Origin of the sequence: Helcococcus bovis, assembly GCF_046035835.1 — a bacterium.
In the GTDB taxonomy this organism is placed as follows: Bacteria; Bacillota; Clostridia; order Tissierellales; family Peptoniphilaceae; genus Helcococcus; species Helcococcus bovis.
In genome coordinates, this window is record NZ_JBFNGB010000010.1 from 1 (window position 1) to 16,919 (window position 16,919).

The 16,919-nt window shown below is 27.2% G+C and carries 19 protein-coding genes and 1 pseudogene; 4 read left to right on the forward strand and 16 right to left on the reverse strand.

Features of this window, described 5'->3' with window-relative positions; all coding sequences use genetic code 11:
• Window positions 1-50: 50 nt before the first annotated feature.
• From whiA to ABGF48_RS04415, 8 genes are all read right to left on the reverse strand, one after another.
• Window positions 51-1,025 (reverse strand): DNA-binding protein WhiA, encoded by a 975-nt coding sequence (whiA, locus tag ABGF48_RS04380; protein WP_408105127.1) that lies wholly within the window; start codon window positions 1,023-1,025, stop codon window positions 51-53.
• Complete coding sequence (locus ABGF48_RS04385; protein ID WP_408105128.1) at window positions 1,025-1,438, reverse strand: NUDIX hydrolase; 414 nt, start codon at window positions 1,436-1,438, stop codon at window positions 1,025-1,027. The genes whiA and ABGF48_RS04385 overlap by 1 nt, the downstream gene beginning before the upstream one ends.
• 13 nt (window positions 1,439-1,451) lie before the next feature.
• Window positions 1,452-2,294, reverse strand: coding sequence for an RNase adapter RapZ (rapZ, locus tag ABGF48_RS04390; RefSeq protein ID WP_408105129.1), 843 nt, complete (start codon window positions 2,292-2,294; stop codon window positions 1,452-1,454).
• A gap of 15 nt (window positions 2,295-2,309) precedes the next feature.
• The gene (murB, locus tag ABGF48_RS04395; RefSeq protein WP_408105130.1) at window positions 2,310-3,218 is read right to left on the reverse strand and encodes a UDP-N-acetylmuramate dehydrogenase; all 909 of its coding nucleotides are present in this window, start codon (window positions 3,216-3,218) and stop codon (window positions 2,310-2,312) included.
• Window positions 3,219-3,232: 14 nt separating this feature from the next.
• Window positions 3,233-4,132 carry a D-alanyl-D-alanine carboxypeptidase family protein gene (locus ABGF48_RS04400; protein ID WP_408105131.1) on the reverse strand — a complete coding sequence of 300 codons (900 nt, stop codon included), beginning with the start codon at window positions 4,130-4,132 and terminating at the stop codon, window positions 3,233-3,235.
• Between the two features lie 100 nt (window positions 4,133-4,232).
• Window positions 4,233-5,030, reverse strand: a complete 798-nt coding sequence (murI, locus tag ABGF48_RS04405; RefSeq protein WP_408105132.1) for a glutamate racemase — start codon at window positions 5,028-5,030, stop codon at window positions 4,233-4,235.
• 63 nt (window positions 5,031-5,093) lie between these two features.
• The gene (locus tag ABGF48_RS04410; RefSeq protein ID WP_134711221.1) at window positions 5,094-5,336 is read right to left on the reverse strand and encodes a Veg family protein; all 243 of its coding nucleotides are present in this window, start codon (window positions 5,334-5,336) and stop codon (window positions 5,094-5,096) included.
• A 118-nt stretch (window positions 5,337-5,454) separates the two neighbouring features.
• Window positions 5,455-7,053, reverse strand: coding sequence for an alpha-amylase family glycosyl hydrolase (locus ABGF48_RS04415; RefSeq protein ID WP_408105133.1), 1,599 nt, complete (start codon window positions 7,051-7,053; stop codon window positions 5,455-5,457).
• Window positions 7,054-7,156: 103 nt separating this feature from the next.
• Here ABGF48_RS04415 and ABGF48_RS04420 point away from each other — a divergent pair, with 103 nt between their 5' ends.
• Both ABGF48_RS04420 and ABGF48_RS04425 read left to right on the forward strand, forming a co-directional pair.
• On the forward strand, window positions 7,157-7,360 hold the full coding sequence (locus ABGF48_RS04420; RefSeq protein WP_408105134.1) for a DUF1858 domain-containing protein: 204 nt from the start codon (window positions 7,157-7,159) through the stop codon (window positions 7,358-7,360).
• A gap of 42 nt (window positions 7,361-7,402) precedes the next feature.
• On the forward strand, window positions 7,403-8,752 hold the full coding sequence (locus ABGF48_RS04425) for a sulfatase-like hydrolase/transferase (RefSeq protein ID WP_408105135.1): 1,350 nt from the start codon (window positions 7,403-7,405) through the stop codon (window positions 8,750-8,752).
• Window positions 8,753-8,823: 71 nt separating this feature from the next.
• On the opposite strand, the gene ABGF48_RS04430 is transcribed toward ABGF48_RS04425, so the two are convergent.
• The 8 genes from ABGF48_RS04430 to tnpA all read right to left on the reverse strand — a co-directional run bounded on the left by ABGF48_RS04430 (window position 8,824) and on the right by tnpA (window position 14,735).
• Window positions 8,824-9,093, reverse strand: coding sequence for a PTS sugar transporter subunit IIC (locus tag ABGF48_RS04430; protein ID WP_408105136.1), 270 nt, complete (start codon window positions 9,091-9,093; stop codon window positions 8,824-8,826).
• Entirely contained in the window at window positions 9,093-9,398 is a 306-nt protein-coding gene (locus tag ABGF48_RS04435; protein ID WP_408105137.1) for a PTS sugar transporter subunit IIC, read from the reverse strand. Before ABGF48_RS04435 ends, ABGF48_RS04430 begins: the two co-directional genes overlap by 1 nt.
• A gap of 163 nt (window positions 9,399-9,561) precedes the next feature.
• Entirely contained in the window at window positions 9,562-9,792 is a 231-nt protein-coding gene (locus ABGF48_RS04440; RefSeq protein WP_408105138.1) for a glutaredoxin family protein, read from the reverse strand.
• A gap of 92 nt (window positions 9,793-9,884) precedes the next feature.
• The gene (gene rsmA / locus ABGF48_RS04445; RefSeq protein WP_408105139.1) at window positions 9,885-10,748 is read right to left on the reverse strand and encodes a 16S rRNA (adenine(1518)-N(6)/adenine(1519)-N(6))-dimethyltransferase RsmA; all 864 of its coding nucleotides are present in this window, start codon (window positions 10,746-10,748) and stop codon (window positions 9,885-9,887) included.
• Window positions 10,749-11,297 carry a ribonuclease M5 gene (gene rnmV / locus ABGF48_RS04450; protein WP_408105140.1) on the reverse strand — a complete coding sequence of 183 codons (549 nt, stop codon included), beginning with the start codon at window positions 11,295-11,297 and terminating at the stop codon, window positions 10,749-10,751.
• The gene (locus tag ABGF48_RS04455) at window positions 11,284-12,087 is read right to left on the reverse strand and encodes a TatD family hydrolase (RefSeq protein ID WP_408105141.1); all 804 of its coding nucleotides are present in this window, start codon (window positions 12,085-12,087) and stop codon (window positions 11,284-11,286) included. The genes rnmV and ABGF48_RS04455 overlap by 14 nt, the downstream gene beginning before the upstream one ends.
• Window positions 12,087-14,039, reverse strand: a complete 1,953-nt coding sequence (metG, locus tag ABGF48_RS04460; RefSeq protein WP_408105142.1) for a methionine--tRNA ligase — start codon at window positions 14,037-14,039, stop codon at window positions 12,087-12,089. Before metG ends, ABGF48_RS04455 begins: the two co-directional genes overlap by 1 nt.
• A gap of 246 nt (window positions 14,040-14,285) precedes the next feature.
• Window positions 14,286-14,735, reverse strand: coding sequence for an IS200/IS605 family transposase (gene tnpA, locus ABGF48_RS04465; protein WP_456264604.1), 450 nt, complete (start codon window positions 14,733-14,735; stop codon window positions 14,286-14,288).
• Window positions 14,736-14,819: 84 nt separating this feature from the next.
• Here tnpA and istA point away from each other — a divergent pair, with 84 nt between their 5' ends.
• Together istA and istB are read left to right on the forward strand one after the other, a co-directional pair.
• Window positions 14,820-16,109 (forward strand): IS21 family transposase, encoded by a 1,290-nt coding sequence (gene istA, locus ABGF48_RS04470; RefSeq protein WP_408105143.1) that lies wholly within the window; start codon window positions 14,820-14,822, stop codon window positions 16,107-16,109.
• A 52-nt stretch (window positions 16,110-16,161) separates the two neighbouring features.
• A pseudogene (gene istB / locus ABGF48_RS04475) lies at window positions 16,162-16,842 on the forward strand (IS21-like element helper ATPase IstB).
• Window positions 16,843-16,919 lie beyond the last annotated feature (77 nt).

The following is a 16,919-nucleotide window of genomic DNA, read 5'->3' on the forward strand; positions in this document are numbered from 1 at the left end:
CTTTTGCTTTCTTAGTTACTGTTTCAGTGAACTTTATTATATTAACAAGTTTATTTTATCTTGTCAAGTTTTTTTTTATTTTTTTTATTATCACTTGAATTTATCTTATTCACAAGCTTTTTTAAGGAATTCATCTTATACGATACTGTTGATTTTGATATTGGTGGTTCAAATTTTTCAGCAAGTTGTTTTAATGAATACGCCGGATATTTTTTTCTTAATTTTACAAGTTCTTTCAAATTTTCTGGTATTTGATTTTTAGTTTCTAATATTTCAATATATTTTAATTGTTTTTGCGCTGTATTAACAGTTTTGTTTATATTAGCCATATCAAAGTTAATTCTTCGATTTATATCATTTCTTATTTCTTTTTCTACTTTTATATTTTCTAATGATAATAACGCTTTATTAGCTTTAATAATATTCAAGAAATTAGATATCATTTCTGAATCTTTTATATATAATATATATTTTTCTTTTCTTTCCTTATATAAAGCATGAATATTTACATGTTCTAACACTTTTCGTGTTAATTTAACATCATCTTCTGTAGTTAAAATTAGTTCTAAATGATAATTTTTAGATGGATTCACCATGCTTCCAGATCCAATAAATAATCCCCTTAGATATGATGACTCTCCTTTTTCTTCTAAACTTTTTATTCTAGAAAATATAATATCTATTTTTGTTGTATAATTCCCATAAAAATCAAATCCTGCATCTGATAATATTTTATTTACTATTTCTTCATTCTCTACAGATATATTGAATAAACCTTTTTTCATTATTGAATTATTTTCAAACCTGCTTATCACAGCTTCGTAACCATATATATAATCAATTAATTTATAAATTCTTTTTACAACATATTCACTTTCTGTTGAAAAGTTAATATTAATAAAAGCATTTCTTATTGAAATGCTTGCGTTAGATTTTAATATTGAAGATAATTCTATTAATGCTTCTAGTTTATTATTAATTTTAACCGTAGATAATTCTTTTTTTATTTGATTTGAAAAAGACATTATTTACCTCTAATTTTCCTATAAATTTTTATTGCATTTATAACCATTTTCTTTTCAGAATCGTGTCTTAATATATCAATAGCTGTTTTATACTCGACAAAATCTGCGAAAGAAAAACCTTCTTCTTTTTGTGGAATTAATTTTCCTCCTGTTTGCATCATAAGATAATAATCAACTCTTTTTGATACATCTTCATTTTCCTGATTTAAATAATGATATCTAGCGTAACCTATTTTTTGAATTATTTCAGCTTTTATTCCAGTCTCTTCTTCAACCTCTCTAACAGCAGTAATATCTGTGGTCTCGTTATTTTCCATCTTACCTTTAGGTAGTACCCAGTCTCCATAATATTTTTTTAATATTAAAACTTTACCATCGTTTATTACCACACCGCCAGCACTATGTTCTCTCATAAAACCACCCCCTTTACCATTTATATTTTTCCCTATGATAAACATTTGAATCATATTTTTCTTTTAATATTTCATTTAATTTTTCAGAGATAGCTACCGATCTATGTTTTCCTCCAGTACATCCTATCCCTATAACCAAATTACTTTTTGATTGGTTAAGAAAATTAGGCACCAAAAAATCTACTAAATCTTCTATTTTATTTATAAATTCTTTAGACGCTTCAAAACCTAAAACAAAATCTCTTACTTCCTTTTCTTTACCATTTTTTTCTTTTAAATTTTTAATATAAAAAGGATTTGTTATAAATCGAACATCAAACAATAAATCAGCCTCTTTCAATATTCCATATTTAAACCCAAAACTTATTATATGAATTGTAGCTTTTTCTTTAACTTCTAAAATTTCTAATAACTTATTTTTCAACGAAGAACTATTAAAACCAGTAGTGTTTAGATAAAAATCTGATAACTCTCTGATTTTTAGCATTTCTTCTCGTTCTTTTTTTATAGCACTTCCTAAACTTAAATTTTTATATGGATGTGGTCTTCTCTTTTCCTGATATCTTCTTATTAATTCATCATTATCTGCATCTAAATAGATTATTTTAACTTCATGCCCTTGAGTTCTTAACTTATTAACCTCTTCTTCAAAGTCGTTCAGAAAATGTCCAGATCTTATATCAATAACGAAAACAAATTTATTATATTCCATATTTTCATTATCAATTAATTGGAAGTATTCCGAAATTAATTTTGGCGGAATGTTATCTATACCATAATAATCATTATCTTGGCAAATATTCAAAACGGATGTTTTCCCCGCACCACTCATGCCTGTTATTATAACTACTTCCATATAACTCTCCTAATTTTATTCTTCACCTATAAGTTTTACTTCTCTTTCTAATTTCACATTATATTTTTCATAAACTTTTTCTTGTACTTGTCGGATTAATTCCAACATATTTTCACATGTTGAATTTTCAATATTGATTAAAAATCCACAATGTTTTTCAGAAACTTGAGCATCACCAACAGTAAATCCTCTCAATCCAGTATCATCTATTAATTTAGAAGCAAAATGACCTTCAGGTCTCTTAAATGTTGACCCCGCTGAATTTTTTTCTAAAGGCTGTTTTGAACTTCTTTTATAATCATATTCATTAAACTTATCTTGAATATCTTGATTTTCTCCTTTTTGAAGTAAAAATGTAGCAGATAAAACTAATAAACCTTTTTCAGATGCTAAAGAATGTCTATACGAAAAATCCATCTCTTGATTTGTATATTCTTTTATATTACCTTCATCATCCATACATCTAACTGATTTCACAATATCAATCATTTCTGTTCCATACGCACCAGCGTTCATAACTATAGCACCACCAACACTTCCTGGTATCCCACTTACAGGTTCCATACCGGTTAAATTTTGAGAAAAAGATGCTATTGCCACATCTCTTAATAAAGCTCCTGATTGAGCAGTAACTTCTAAACCGTTAACTTCTATTTTAGAAAAATTATCTTTTAACGCTATTACAACTCCTCTAACACCTTTATCTCTTACAAGTAAATTAGAACCCTTACCTATTACAGTTAATGGAATAGAATTTTTTTTACAAAACTTAACAACTTCTGAAAGTTGACTTTCAGAATCAGGTTTTATTAAAATATCAGCTGGTCCGCCAATTTTAAAAGTAGTATAGTATTTAAGATTTTCATTTTCTGTTGCTAATCCAAATTTACCTGATAGCAGTTCATTTTTTATATTTTCTAACATTTATTCCTCCAAATCTATTTAAAATACTCTTCGATAGTTAAATCAGAATCATGCATTTCTTTAGCAACTTCGGACCCAACATATCTGTAAATATATTGATTAGAAATAAATCCCGTTATATCTTGTTTATTAGCAGGATATCTTAATATAAAACCAAACTTATACGCGTTTTCCGATAACCATTTACCTTCTTTAGTTTCATAAAAATCAACTCTAGTAGCTCCATTTGGAATATTAACTTCTATAGCTTTCCCAGTTCTTAATTCATTTTGTTCAATTAATGGAAGAACATATTTTTGCTCTTCTACAGTTGGTGTTTCTGCATCAGAGCTTATATATTTTCTTGATACTCCAATTTCTAAACCTTCCCTTTTCATAGCTTCAAACATTACAAGCATTGCATTCTCTGTTTCAACATCAAATGTCGTTTCAAAATCATTTGGAATTGTATAATCCTTAGTAACCACAAGTTGACCCTTTATAACTTTTAGTTCATTTTCTTTAGTAGATTCTAAATTTGAATTTTCAACATATCCTATTTGTCCCTTATGTTTAATTTTACTCCATCCATTTTCTTCACCTAAAAATTCAACATATTCTCCCTCATTCAATGTTAATAAATTTTTTGGATTGTCTTTTGTTGAACTAAACATAAATGATGTATTCAAAACCTTTTTATATGATAAGACTACATCTGAAAATTTATCTTCCAATCTTTTAGATACATCAGATGTTATTTTAGCTGTATCAGCATTAACATTATGATTTTTTGATAATGAAAAATAAGCAATTGATAAACTTACGGATACGACTAAAACTGTCCCTATTAATAAATTTCTCATTTGCTTTCTTTTTCTATCTTTCTTATTTTTTCTATTTTCTTGTCTCTTTTTTAATTTATCATCTAATCGCATTTTTCGTTCCTAATATAATTTAAATTATTACTATTCATATTCTTATATTATACAATATATAGTAATTTAATTAAAGGCTAAATATACCTTTTTTATTGGTTTAAATTTCAATTTCTTCAACTTTTTGGATAAAAGTTTTTCCAATAAATTTTTTGGATTTTTCAAAAAACATATCCTTATTTTTAGTTACATAGAACTTAGTTTTCGATTTTTTTTCATTGTTTAACATTCTGTTTATGTTTAAGTAATTATATACTTCTAGCGCTAATTTTTGTGCCGGATCAAATACTTCTACTTCTTTATAGACTGAATTATTAAAATATTTTTTCCATATTGGATAGTGTGTACATCCCAAAATCAATTTGTTAATTTTTTCTTCTGAATATTTTTTTATATATTTATCAACTATCGATTGAATTTCTTCATCATTTAAATTTTTATTTTCAATTGATGGCACTATATCTATACAAGCTTCTTTATATAAGTTTACATTTTCAAAATTCATTTTTAAAAGCTTATCAAAATAACCAGAATTACACGTTGCTTTAGTAGCAGCTAATAAAATATTTTTATCATTTTTATCTATTCCACTAATTGCGGATTCTAACACTGTTATTATAGGAACATTATAAATTTCTCTAATACTTTCAATATTATATGATGATGCAGTATTACATGCTACAACAACAAGTTTAACACCATTTTTCAAAAAAAATTCTATATTCTTTTTAGTAAAAGATGTTATTTCATCACCACTTTTATCTCCGTATGGACTATTTTTCAAATCACCTAAATAAATATAATTTTCGTTTGGTAAAATTTTTTTCAATTCTTTTAAGACAGTTAATCCACCAAGACCTGAATCAAAAACTCCTATTGGTTTATTACTAATATTCATAATTTCCCCTTTATATGTTATTTTAAAAATAAAAAAAGCACCGATTAAACGATGCTTGTAAAATTAACTTACAACTTTAATTTTAACCGTTGATGTTAATACGTCTGAATAAGTGTATGAAAGTGTTACACTTTCATCAAAATCATTATTTACTTTTACTGTGAATAAATTGGGAAAAGCATTCTCAATATATCCAACTCTGGTAACTATCTTCTTTCTGCCTCTATCAGCTTTTAATTGTACTTTTTTACCGATATTTTCTTCCACTTCACTTCTAATTGCTGCTAATGCTTCTGATCTTTTCATTCGATATCACATCCTTTTCTATTTTTGGATGATAATATATTAGCACAAAAATAGAAAAATGTCAAATTAATCAATTATTATATCTAAAAAATATTTAATTGTAAACAATAATTTATGATTATTTTTTCTTAGTTTTTATAGATGAAAATATTATAAGAGAAACTAATAAAACATTAAAAGTTACTGCAATATATATAATGAAACTATAATCTTTTTTTATTACAAAACCCTCAGGAACATATTTTTTATCAATTAAAACTAAAGTTCCTCCTAATTCATTTTTAGGAACTTTTACTTTTATTTTTTCTCCAGATTTAATTTCTTCACGAGAATATAAATCTACTATATTTGTAAAATTAAATTTATTATCTATTTCAATATTTTGATTTTCATTACTCTTATTTAATAATGTAATTATAGATTTATCTCCTAATTTTCTTTCAAACGCATATACATTTTTATCGGAATAAATCATTTCTCTGCTACCTTTAGAGAATACATCATTTTGCATTTTTCTAATTTGAATCATCTTTTTATAGTGCTCGGTAAGTTTATTACCCTTAACTTTATCCCACTTAAAAAATTCTCTATTTTCACTATAAACCCCATTTGCAAAATCATCTTTTTTCCCAGACATTCCTATTTCTTCACCATAATAAATTACAGGTTGTCCTTTGGTAGTTAATTGTAACGAAACAATCGGCTTAAATAAATTTTCATCACCATTTAATCTCATTTTTAAAAATCCATTTTCATCATGAGATGATAAAAATTGTCCAAGAGTAATGTCTTCATTTATTTTAGAATTTCTAAATTTTAATTTTTTATTTACTTCTTCAAATTTCCCTTTAGAAAAAGAATATGCTATATTTTTAAAATCAAAATCTAGAAGAGAATCCATCATAGTTTTATCTAAATATCCTCTTGTATTTGTAATACTTGCATCAAACACTTCCCCTATAAGCTTAAATTCGGGATTTTTTTCAATTAATTTAGATTTAAAATCTATCCAAGTATCTTTTTCGGCATGTTTTACCGTATCAACTCTAAAATACGCTATTTTATTTCCTTTAGGAGAAATCTTATTCGCCCAATAAGTTTGCCATTTTATCAATTTATCTCTAACTTCTTTTTCTTCAGTTTTAAAATCAGGCAATCCTGATAATTCTTGTTTTATCTCACTTTTATCAGGATTTTTTCTAATCATATCCCTAAATTGTTCAGCATTATTCATACCATATCCCGCATGATTTAAAACAACATCAACCATAAGTTTTATATTATTTTCAGCTAAAACATCTACTAATTCCATAAGTTTTTCTTCATTTCCAAGATGAGGATCTATCTTAGTAAAATCTTCAGCCCAATATCCATGATATCCATATTGCTTATCATTTATATCTTTTCTCATGTTTGTTTCAATATTTTTAACTATTGGAGTAATCCAAAGCGTTGTAACTCCTAGTTCTTTTAAATAAGAAACTTTGTCTATTATACCTTGAAAATCCCCTCCATGATAAGCTTCTAAATGTTTTAAATCATATGAATCTTTTCCATATACCTCATTATTTGATTTATCTCCATCAAAAAATCTATCTGTAAGTATAAAGTAAATAATTTCTTCATCCCATTTAGTTTTAGATTCAGCAAAAGAAATATTTGTAAATATTAAAATTGATACAAATGTTATAGCTATAATTTTTTTTAGTATATTCATTATTCCTCCTAATAATTATTTAATATAATTATAATATAAATTTGGATAAATATTTTAAATATAAAGATATTTATATTATAATATTCTCAAATGGGAGGCGTTTATGACAGATAAGAATGATATAGTTATAACTGGTGATATGATACTAAGTGATGTTATTAAATTAAAACCTAAAACTTTAGGAACTCTTATTATGTACGGATTAGGTTGTATAGGATGTCCTGTAAGTCAATTAGAAACAGTTGAGGAAGCAGCTATGGTACATGGAATTGAACCAGATTTATTAATAGAAGAATTAAATAAATAGTACAGTCATCGACAGATGACTTTTTTTATATGGAGAATTAAAATGAAACCAAATATTTTACTTTATTTTTCTGATCAACAAAGATCAGATACAATTGGCGCTTATGGTCAACCACTAGATATAACTCCTAATCTCGATAAATTAGCATATGATGGAGTTCTTTTTGAACAGGCATATACTGCTCAACCAGTCTGCGGACCTTGTAGAGCAATATTTCAATCTGGGCAATGGCCAACAACTACTGGCTGTTTCAGAAACAATATAATGTTACCTACAAATATAAAAACTCTTGCAAATTATATGGAAGAGGCAGGATATGAAAACGCATATGTTGGTAAATGGCATTTAGCGAGTTCTGGTGATTTAGCAGGAAATCATACTATAAATAATGAAACAACTGCTATACCTAAAAAATATCGTGGTGGATATAACGGTTTTTGGAGAGTTGCAGATACATTAGAAAAAACATCTCACGGATATGATGGATATGTTTTTGATGAAAATAATAACAAAATAGAATTTAAAGGATATCGTGTAGATAAAATTGTTGATTTTGGCCTTGAATTTTTAGATAAATACAACAAAGAAAAGCCCTTCTTTTTAACGATATCTATGATAGAACCACATCATCAAAATGATCATAATCATCATGAAGGTCCAAAAGGATCAAAAGAAAGATGGAAAAATTTTGAGCTTCCTCATGATTTGAAAGTTTTAGGTGGCAATTCAAAAAAAGAATATCCTGATTATTTAGGTGCTTGCAAAAGTATTGACGATAATCTAGGAAGAATTTTAGAAAAATTAAAAGAAATTGGAGAATTAGAAAATACAGTGATAATTTTCATTTCAGATCATGGTTCTCATTTTTATACTAGAAATCAAAATAATCCTTACGGCATTGATGATTACAAAAGATCAGCTCACGCTTCAGCATCTAAAGTACCTTTGATTTTCTATGGACCAGGATTTAAAGGAGGAAAAAGGATTAGACAAATAGTTTCAACTTCTTCCTTAACAAAAACAATAATCTCAATAGCAGGAAATAATGCTGATGAATTGATTGGCGAGGATTTAACTATATTCGGAAAAGAAGATGAAGAAAATATAAAAAGAGACAATTTAGCCTTCATTCAAATTAGCGAAAGTAAAGTTGGTCGTGCTATAAGAACTCCAGAATTTTTATATGCAGTAAAATCTCCCGATACTAATTTCCAAGATAATATGGATAGTGATATTTATGTAGATGATTTTTTATATGATTTAAAACTAGATCCTTTTGAATTAAATAACATAGTTTTTAATCCTAAATATGAAAAAGATAAATTAAATTTAAGAAAATTACTAATTAAAGAAATCGAGAAGGCTGAGAATAAAACTCCTAAAATCTATTAAAATTCTAATAACAAAAAGAGAAGCTGTTGCAAAATAATGTTTTTAATTACTTTGCAGCAGCTCTTTTTTATTTATTTACCATTACTCAATTTCATATCTCCCATTTTTATATATCCTTTTTTATACATAAATGATGAAACAAAATATGAAATTAATCCAGGTAATATGAAATGTAGGAGTAAAACTCCTAAGAATGCATTTTTAACCATTACTGAATATGTTGAAAATTCTCCAACTAAACCACTCGTTCCCATTCCTGAACCAGCAGTTGTTGCTTGCATTTTAAAAATAACGGTTGAAATCGGTCCTAAAATTATTGAACTAATTATCGCTGGTAGCATTATGATTGGCTTTTTTTTACTATATTTCCTATTTGCAACATTGAAGTCCCTAAGCCTTGTGAAATTAACCCGCCAAACCCATTTTCTCTATATAAAGCAATCGCAAATCCAACCATATGAGATGCACCTCCAACTATCGCCGATCCAGCAGCTAATCCATTTAAACCCAAACTTATACCTATAGCTGGCGCCATAAGTTTTTGGGCCATATCTCCAAATTGAATTAATAAATCAAGTTTCACAAGCATTCCTACTTGTTTAAGTATCAAACCTATTAAAAGTGATGAAAATAAACCTAAAGCCATACCATTAAAAACTTTTATAAAATAATTTTTAATAATTACCTCCAATCACTTTTAATATAGCATAAATCATGTCAATTTTTTCGTATTTTAGTTTTATATATAGCTTTTTTAAATAAAATAAAATAAAAACCAGCACATGTTAAATGCACTGGCTCTATTTGAATTATAATCCTAATAAGCTTGATAATCTATTTTTATCAAATCCTACGATTTCTTCTTCACCTACTACGATAACAGGAACTCCTCTATAACCTTTTTCAATTAATTCGTTTCTTGCTGTTTCGTCAGATGTAACGTTTTTTTCTGTATATTCTACGTTATTTTCTTTTAAGAATTCCTTTGCTGCTACACAGTAAGGACATGTTTCTGATGTGTATACTACTACTTTTTCCATTTTATTTTCTCCTTAAATTTTTATTGCTAATTTAATTATATAACAAAGTCATATAATTTCAACTATATCAGTCGCAATTCTTTAATACCCTGTTATAATTTTTCTAAACATCTAGTTATATTTAAATAATCTTCTAATGATAAATCTTCAGCTCTATAGTTTTCAGGAATATTTAATTCTGCTAATATTTCCTTCATCTTAGTCTTATCAACTCCTAAAGATACATCTGTAGTTAGTGAATTTAAGATATTTTTTCTTCTCTTAGTAAATCCGCCTCTCATCAATTTGAAAAATATTTTCTTATCAACATCTGGAAGTTTATCTTTTAATTCCAAATTAATAACAACGCTGTCAACCTTAGGTTGTGGCATAAATACAGATTTTGGAGCTTTTACAACCATTGATGCATTCGCATAAAAATTTGTAAATACAGTCAATGAGCCATATACCTTATTGCCTGGTTTAGCTAAAATCCTATCTCCTACCTCTTTTTGGACCATAAATGTCAATGATTTTACATTTAGATTACTTTCTAAAAACAACTCAATTATGGGCGTTGTAATGTAATAAGGTAAATTTGCAACAACCTTAAAAGGCTCATCTCCAAATTGATCTGAAACTAATTTATTTAAATCTGCTTTAAGAATGTCAGCATTCACAAGTATAAAATTATCAAATTCTCCTAATGTTTGCATTAAAACCGGATTTAGTCTTTCATCCAACTCAACAGATACTACTTTTTTAGCATTTAATAATAGTTCTTCAGTCAAAGTCCCAAATCCGGGCCCAACCTCTAAAACATTGTCTTCTTTTGTGATTTTAGCCCCTTCAGATATCGCTCTAACCACATTTCCGTCTGTTAGAAAATTTTGACCCAATCCTTTTGAAAAATTAAATCCAAAAAAGTTTTTAATTTCTTTTATAACTTTTGGCGAGTATAATCTATCTCTTCCCATTTAATCTCCTAATTGTTTAACTGCTTTTTCAAATTCTTCTCTGGTAATTCCAAAAGCATTTAATCTTGTTAATAATTGTTTTGCGTTGCAGTAAGTTATTCCTACTATTTTACAAAACTTAATTCTTCGTTCTTTTGAATTTTGTAATCCTGAAAATCCATTATCTATAATATCTTCCATAGAAAATATTTCTTTTGATTCTTCATAAATTGGTCTAGCCTTTTCTATAGCCTTGATAATCGCTTCATCAGATGCATTTTCAACTCCAATATTATCACCTTTTGTAGCATCATTTCTTGGTATACTTGCAAATTTAGCATTTGAAACATATTCTCTAATCATGTTAGATATTCTCTTTCCAGCATAATCAGGGTCTGTTAAAACAATTATCCCCTTAGTTTCATTTAATTTTTCTAATTCTTCTAAAAAGTTTTTCTTTATTCCAAGACCATGAGTTGCAACTACATCAATATTTCCTTTGAACGCCCTTTTAACCGCAATAATATCGTCTTTTCCTTCAACTACAATAATTTCTTTAATTTTTTCCATCTGTATTTAACCCATGATTAATTAAATCAAAAAATTCTATACTATTTTGATTTGTCTTTTCTTTGATATATGAAACCTCTTCAACTCTCATTTCCGCAATTCTTTTAGCTGTTACATGCGTATATAAAGGCTCATTTCTCTTTCCTCTATGTGGAACTGGAGTCAAATACGGAGAATCCGTCTCTAAAAGAAGTCTATCTATCGGTATATTTTCAACAACTTTAATTAAATTTTTAGAATTTTTGAATGTTAGCATTCCTCCTAGAGAAATGTAAAAACCTAAATCTAAATATTTTTTACAATCTTCCCAAGTTTCGTTGAATGAATGTAGCAAAACTTTCATTCCCATTGCGTACTCCTTAAGAATGTCATAAGTATCGTCCATCGCTTCTCTTGAATGAATAATAATAGGCAAATCCAGCTCTTTCGCCAATTTTATTTGGTCGATAAAAACCACTTTTTGTTTTTCAATCGGACTAAATTCATAGTGATAATCCAGTCCAATTTCTCCAATTCCCACAACTTTGTTATTTTCTAAAGCTAATTTTCTATATTTTTCTCTTAAATTTTCATCGTAAAATTTCGCATCATGAGGATGTGTGCCAACTAAAGCAAATACTCTTTCATGCTTATTAGCCAATTCAACAGCTTGAATGCTAGACTCTTCATCTACACCAGGATTTATCATCGCTAGCACTTTATCATTTTCAAAGTTTTCAATGATTAAATCTCTATCTTCAAATTTATCATCTGTCAAATGTGCATGAGAGTCAATAATATATTCACTCATTATGCTACTCCTGAGCCATCTTCGACATCATTTAATACTGAAAGTAATGAAAGATTTCCATCCTTTTCAGCAGATAAAAGCATGCCTTGAGATTGGATTCCTCTGATTTTTCTAGGTTTTAGATTCATCAACACTACAACTTTTTTACCGATAAGTTGTTCTGGTTCGTACCATTTTTTAATACCAGAAACTATTTGTCTAATTTCTCCCCCAATTTTAACTTTGAAAACAAGTAATTTATCAGCATCTGGATGTTTTTCACATTCTAAAATCTTCCCAACTTTCATATCGATTTTTTCAAAATCTTCAAATTCAATTGTTGGCTTTGCCTCTTCCTTTGTTTCTTCTTTTTTTACAGATCCAACTCTTTGTTGGAATAACTCATCATTTGCTTTTTGAATTTTTTCTAATTCCTTTTTAACGTCTAATCTTGGAAATAAATTTTCACCTTTTGTCACTTTATTTCCAACTGGATATAGGCCAAATTCTCTTGCAGAATCCCATCCCATACTTTCAATTCCTAATTGTTCAAAAATCAATTTTGATGTATGAGGTAAAAATGGTTCTATTAATTGAGCTATTATTCTTACACTTTCAATTAAGTTGTATAAAACTGTATCTAATCTATCTTTATCTTCTTTTATTAGTACCCAAGGACTTGTTTCATCAATATACTTGTTTGTACGTCTTATAAGTGTCCAAATATCTTCTAAAGCGTATGAAAATGCTAAATCTTCCATATGTTTTTCAACATTCACTATTGCAGTTTGTGCAATATTTTGTAAGTCTTCGTCAAATTCTCCACTTGTTTTAGATTCTACAACTATACCTTCATTATATTTTTCAACCATTGCAATACTTCTAGAAACTAAGTTTCCTAAGTCATTTACTAAATCTGAATTTACTCTTGTCAAAAATTTTTCGTTTGTAAATGATCCATCTTGTCCAAATGTAAACTCTCTTAATACAAAATATTTCAAAGCATCAATTCCATATAGGTCGATAAATGGTTCTGGATAAACGACATTCCCTAGTGATTTACTCATTTTAGTATCATCAAATAGTATCCATCCATGAGCAAATACTCTCTTTGGTAAATCATAACCTAAAGCCATCAATATAGCTGGCCAAATTATAGTATGGAATCTTACAATTTCCTTGCTCATTAGATGTATTCCTGCTGGCCAATAATGATTAAATTTTTCTTCGTCTTGACCATAACCTATTCCTGTTAAATAGCATGTTAGAGCATCAATCCAAACATAAATTACGTGTTTGTCATCAAATGGAACTTCTACACCCCATTTCAATGATTCTTTAGTTCTTGTAACTGACAAATCATCAAGCCCTTTATTTAAAAAATTATTAATCATTTCTTTTTTACTTCTTTCAGGAAGAATGAATTCTGGAACATCTTCATATAATTTGATTAATTTATCTGTATATTTTGAAAGTCTAAAGAAATATGATTCCTCCGTCTTTTTAATTACAGGACGATGACATTCCGGGCAGTGTCCATTTTCATCTAATTGAGATTCTGTCCAAAAAGATTCGTCAGGAGTACAGTAGTATCCTTCATAAACACCTTTGTATATTTCACCTTTTTCATATAATTTTTGGAATATATCTTGTGCATTTTTTTCATGTTCTGGATCTGTTGATCTAACAAATTGATCGTAATCTATTTCTAATTTTTCCCACAGTTCTTTTACAGTCTTTACTATTCCCGTTGTAAATTCTAAAGGTGTAACTCCTCTTTTATCTGCTTCTTCTTGAATTTTTTGTCCATGTTCATCTGTACCAGTTACTAAATAAGCATCATATCCTTGTATTTTTTTGTATCTTTTCAACGCATCTGCAGCTATTGTTGTATATGTATGACCTATGTGTAAGTTCCCACTAGGATAATATATGGGAGTTGTAATATAATATGACTCTTTATTTTTATCCATTGTCTCCTCCAAATTTTACTATTTACAATTAATTATATCAAAAAAATATTCAAAAATATATGCTGATTAAAGTTATAACCAAGAGATTACGTTAAATCATGACCACCCGTCTAACGGGTGGTTTGCACTAGGGCTATAAGCCCTTGTTACCGGCCAGCGCCTCAAGACGCTGGCTTTCACTTTTGTTCAAGCCTTATCGCCCTTGACTCGTAGCATTCCTCTAAAGAGGATACTTACTACTTCAACCTAACCCCTAAAGGGGTCTTCATACTCTTTTACACTCAATTTGTCCATCGCTATATCAGCTTTTTCTTGCTCTTGAATATATTTTTTTATTGTTGCTTCGTTCAGTCCTACTGTACTTACATAATATCCTTCGACCCAAAAATGTCTATTTCCAAATTTGTATTTTAAATTTGCATGCTTATCAAATATCATTAGTGCACTTTTGCCTTTCAAATACCCCATGAATGTTGATACACTTATCTTTGGTGGAATACTTACTAGCATATGAACATGATCATTCATTAAATGACCTTCTATTATTTCTACTCCTTTGTAGTTACACAATCTTCTTAGTATTTCACCAATACTTCTTTTATATTGATTAAATATTATTTTTCTTCTATACTTTGGGGTGAATACTATGTGATATTTACACATCCATTTTGTGTGTGCTAAACTATTCGTGTAAATGATAATATAATAATGTACAAAAATGACAAAATAAAAATGTACAATTTGATAAAATAAATAAATATTAAATATTAGGAGACATATATGAAATATTCATTAATTCTAAATAATATAAATTTTGAAATTAAAAATTTAGAAGACTTATCAACATTAAAAACAATTATGGATGCAAACAACTTAAAAGTTAATTACTCACAATTAGCTAATGAACTAAATGTGGATAGAAGAACAATAAAAAAATATTACGAAGGATATGAAAAGAAAAAAACTAGAAATAAATCTTCAAAAATAGACAATTTTAAGAATATAATCGAAGAACTTTTAGATGAAAATTCAATTCAAAGATTTTACTCTAAATCAATACTTTACAGATATTTGAAAGATAATCATAATTTAAATGTAAGCGAATCAAGTTTTAGAAGATATATATTAAACAATGATAAATTCCAAAAATATTTTTCTAAGAAAAAATATAAAGATGGTGCAAAAATTAGATTTGAAACTTCTCTAGGTGAACAAGCTCAAATTGATTGGAAAGAAGATATGACCTTTATCACTAGTGATGGTGAAATAATTAAATTAAATATTTTTGTATTTCAACTTTCATACTCTAGATATAGAATTTTTCATGTATCTTTAGATAAAAAGCAAGATGTGGTTTTAGACTTTTTAACAAGATCTTTTGAATTAATACAAGGGGTTCCAAAAACAATTTTATCAGATAATATGAAAACAATTATGGATGAACCAAGAACTAAGGATTCTGATGGAAAAATTAATAATAAATTTAATCAATTCTTAAATGATTTTAATATAAGCTTAAAAGCATGTATGGCTAGAAGACCTCAAACTAAAGGCAAAGTTGAATCAAGTATGAAAATACTTAAAGAAATTTATGCTTATCAAACAAAAATTAATTATGAACAATTATTAAAATTAGTAGAAAAAATTAATAATAGAGTAAACTTAAATATTCATCAAGGCACAAATAATATACCATTAAGTTTGTTAGAAATTGAAAAAGATTCCTTAATGCCATTACCAAATGAATCACTAAGAAATCTTTACAAAATATCTTCAACAATTCTTAAAGTTAACTCTAGTTGTATGATTTCATACAAAAGTAATCAATATTCTCTACCACCAGAATATAAAAATAAAAGAGTTAATTTAATAGTTAAAAATAATAAACTACACATATATGATAACACAAAAGTAATAACAGTTCACAATATTTCTAAAAATAAATTAAACTATCATAAAAGCCATTATCTAGAAATTTTCAAGAATAATTTACCTAGTTATGATGATAAAAAAGTTCAAATTTTAGTAAATGAAAATTTAAGTAAAATTAGAGGAAATTATGGAAAATAGTATCAATTATGAAAGATTAGTTTCAAATTTAGAATATTTGAATTTAAAACAAATGTTAATTCATTTAGAAAATGAATTAAATCAACCAAATATATCATTAATTGATGGATTGTTAAAGTTAACTGATTATGAAGTTGAAAATAAAAAATATGTTGCAGCAAATCAAATGATAAAAGTGGCTAGTTTTCCACATATAAAAACAATAAATGACTTTGATTTTAGTTTTAATCAAGAAATAAATGAAAATCAAATAAAAATGCTTTGTTCATTAAAATTTTTAGAAAATAATGAAAATATAATATTTCTTGGAAATAGTGGAGTTGGAAAAACTCATTTAGCAACATCAATAGGAATAGAAAGTGCTAAAAAACGAATAAGCACATATTTCATTAAATGTCATGATTTAATAGAAAACTTAAAACGAGCAAAGTTAGAAAATAAGCTAGAACAACGAATAAAACATTACACAGGGTATAGATTATTAATAATTGACGAAATGGGCTATTTACCACTAAATGATGGCGATGAAAGATTGTAATTTCAACTTATTGATAAAAGATATGAAAAGAAAAGTACGATAATAACTACAAATTTAAACTTTAATGAATGGTCAAAGCTATTTTATGATAAGAAAATAGCTTCAGCAATTATAGATAGACTGTTACACCACGCAACAGTCGTATCTATAACTGGAAATTCATACAGACTTAAAGAATATATGAAGGAGGAATAAGTGTACATTTTTATATAATCAATTTTGTACATTTTTATGTTGACATTAACACTATTCGCTTTATTCGCCATTAAATT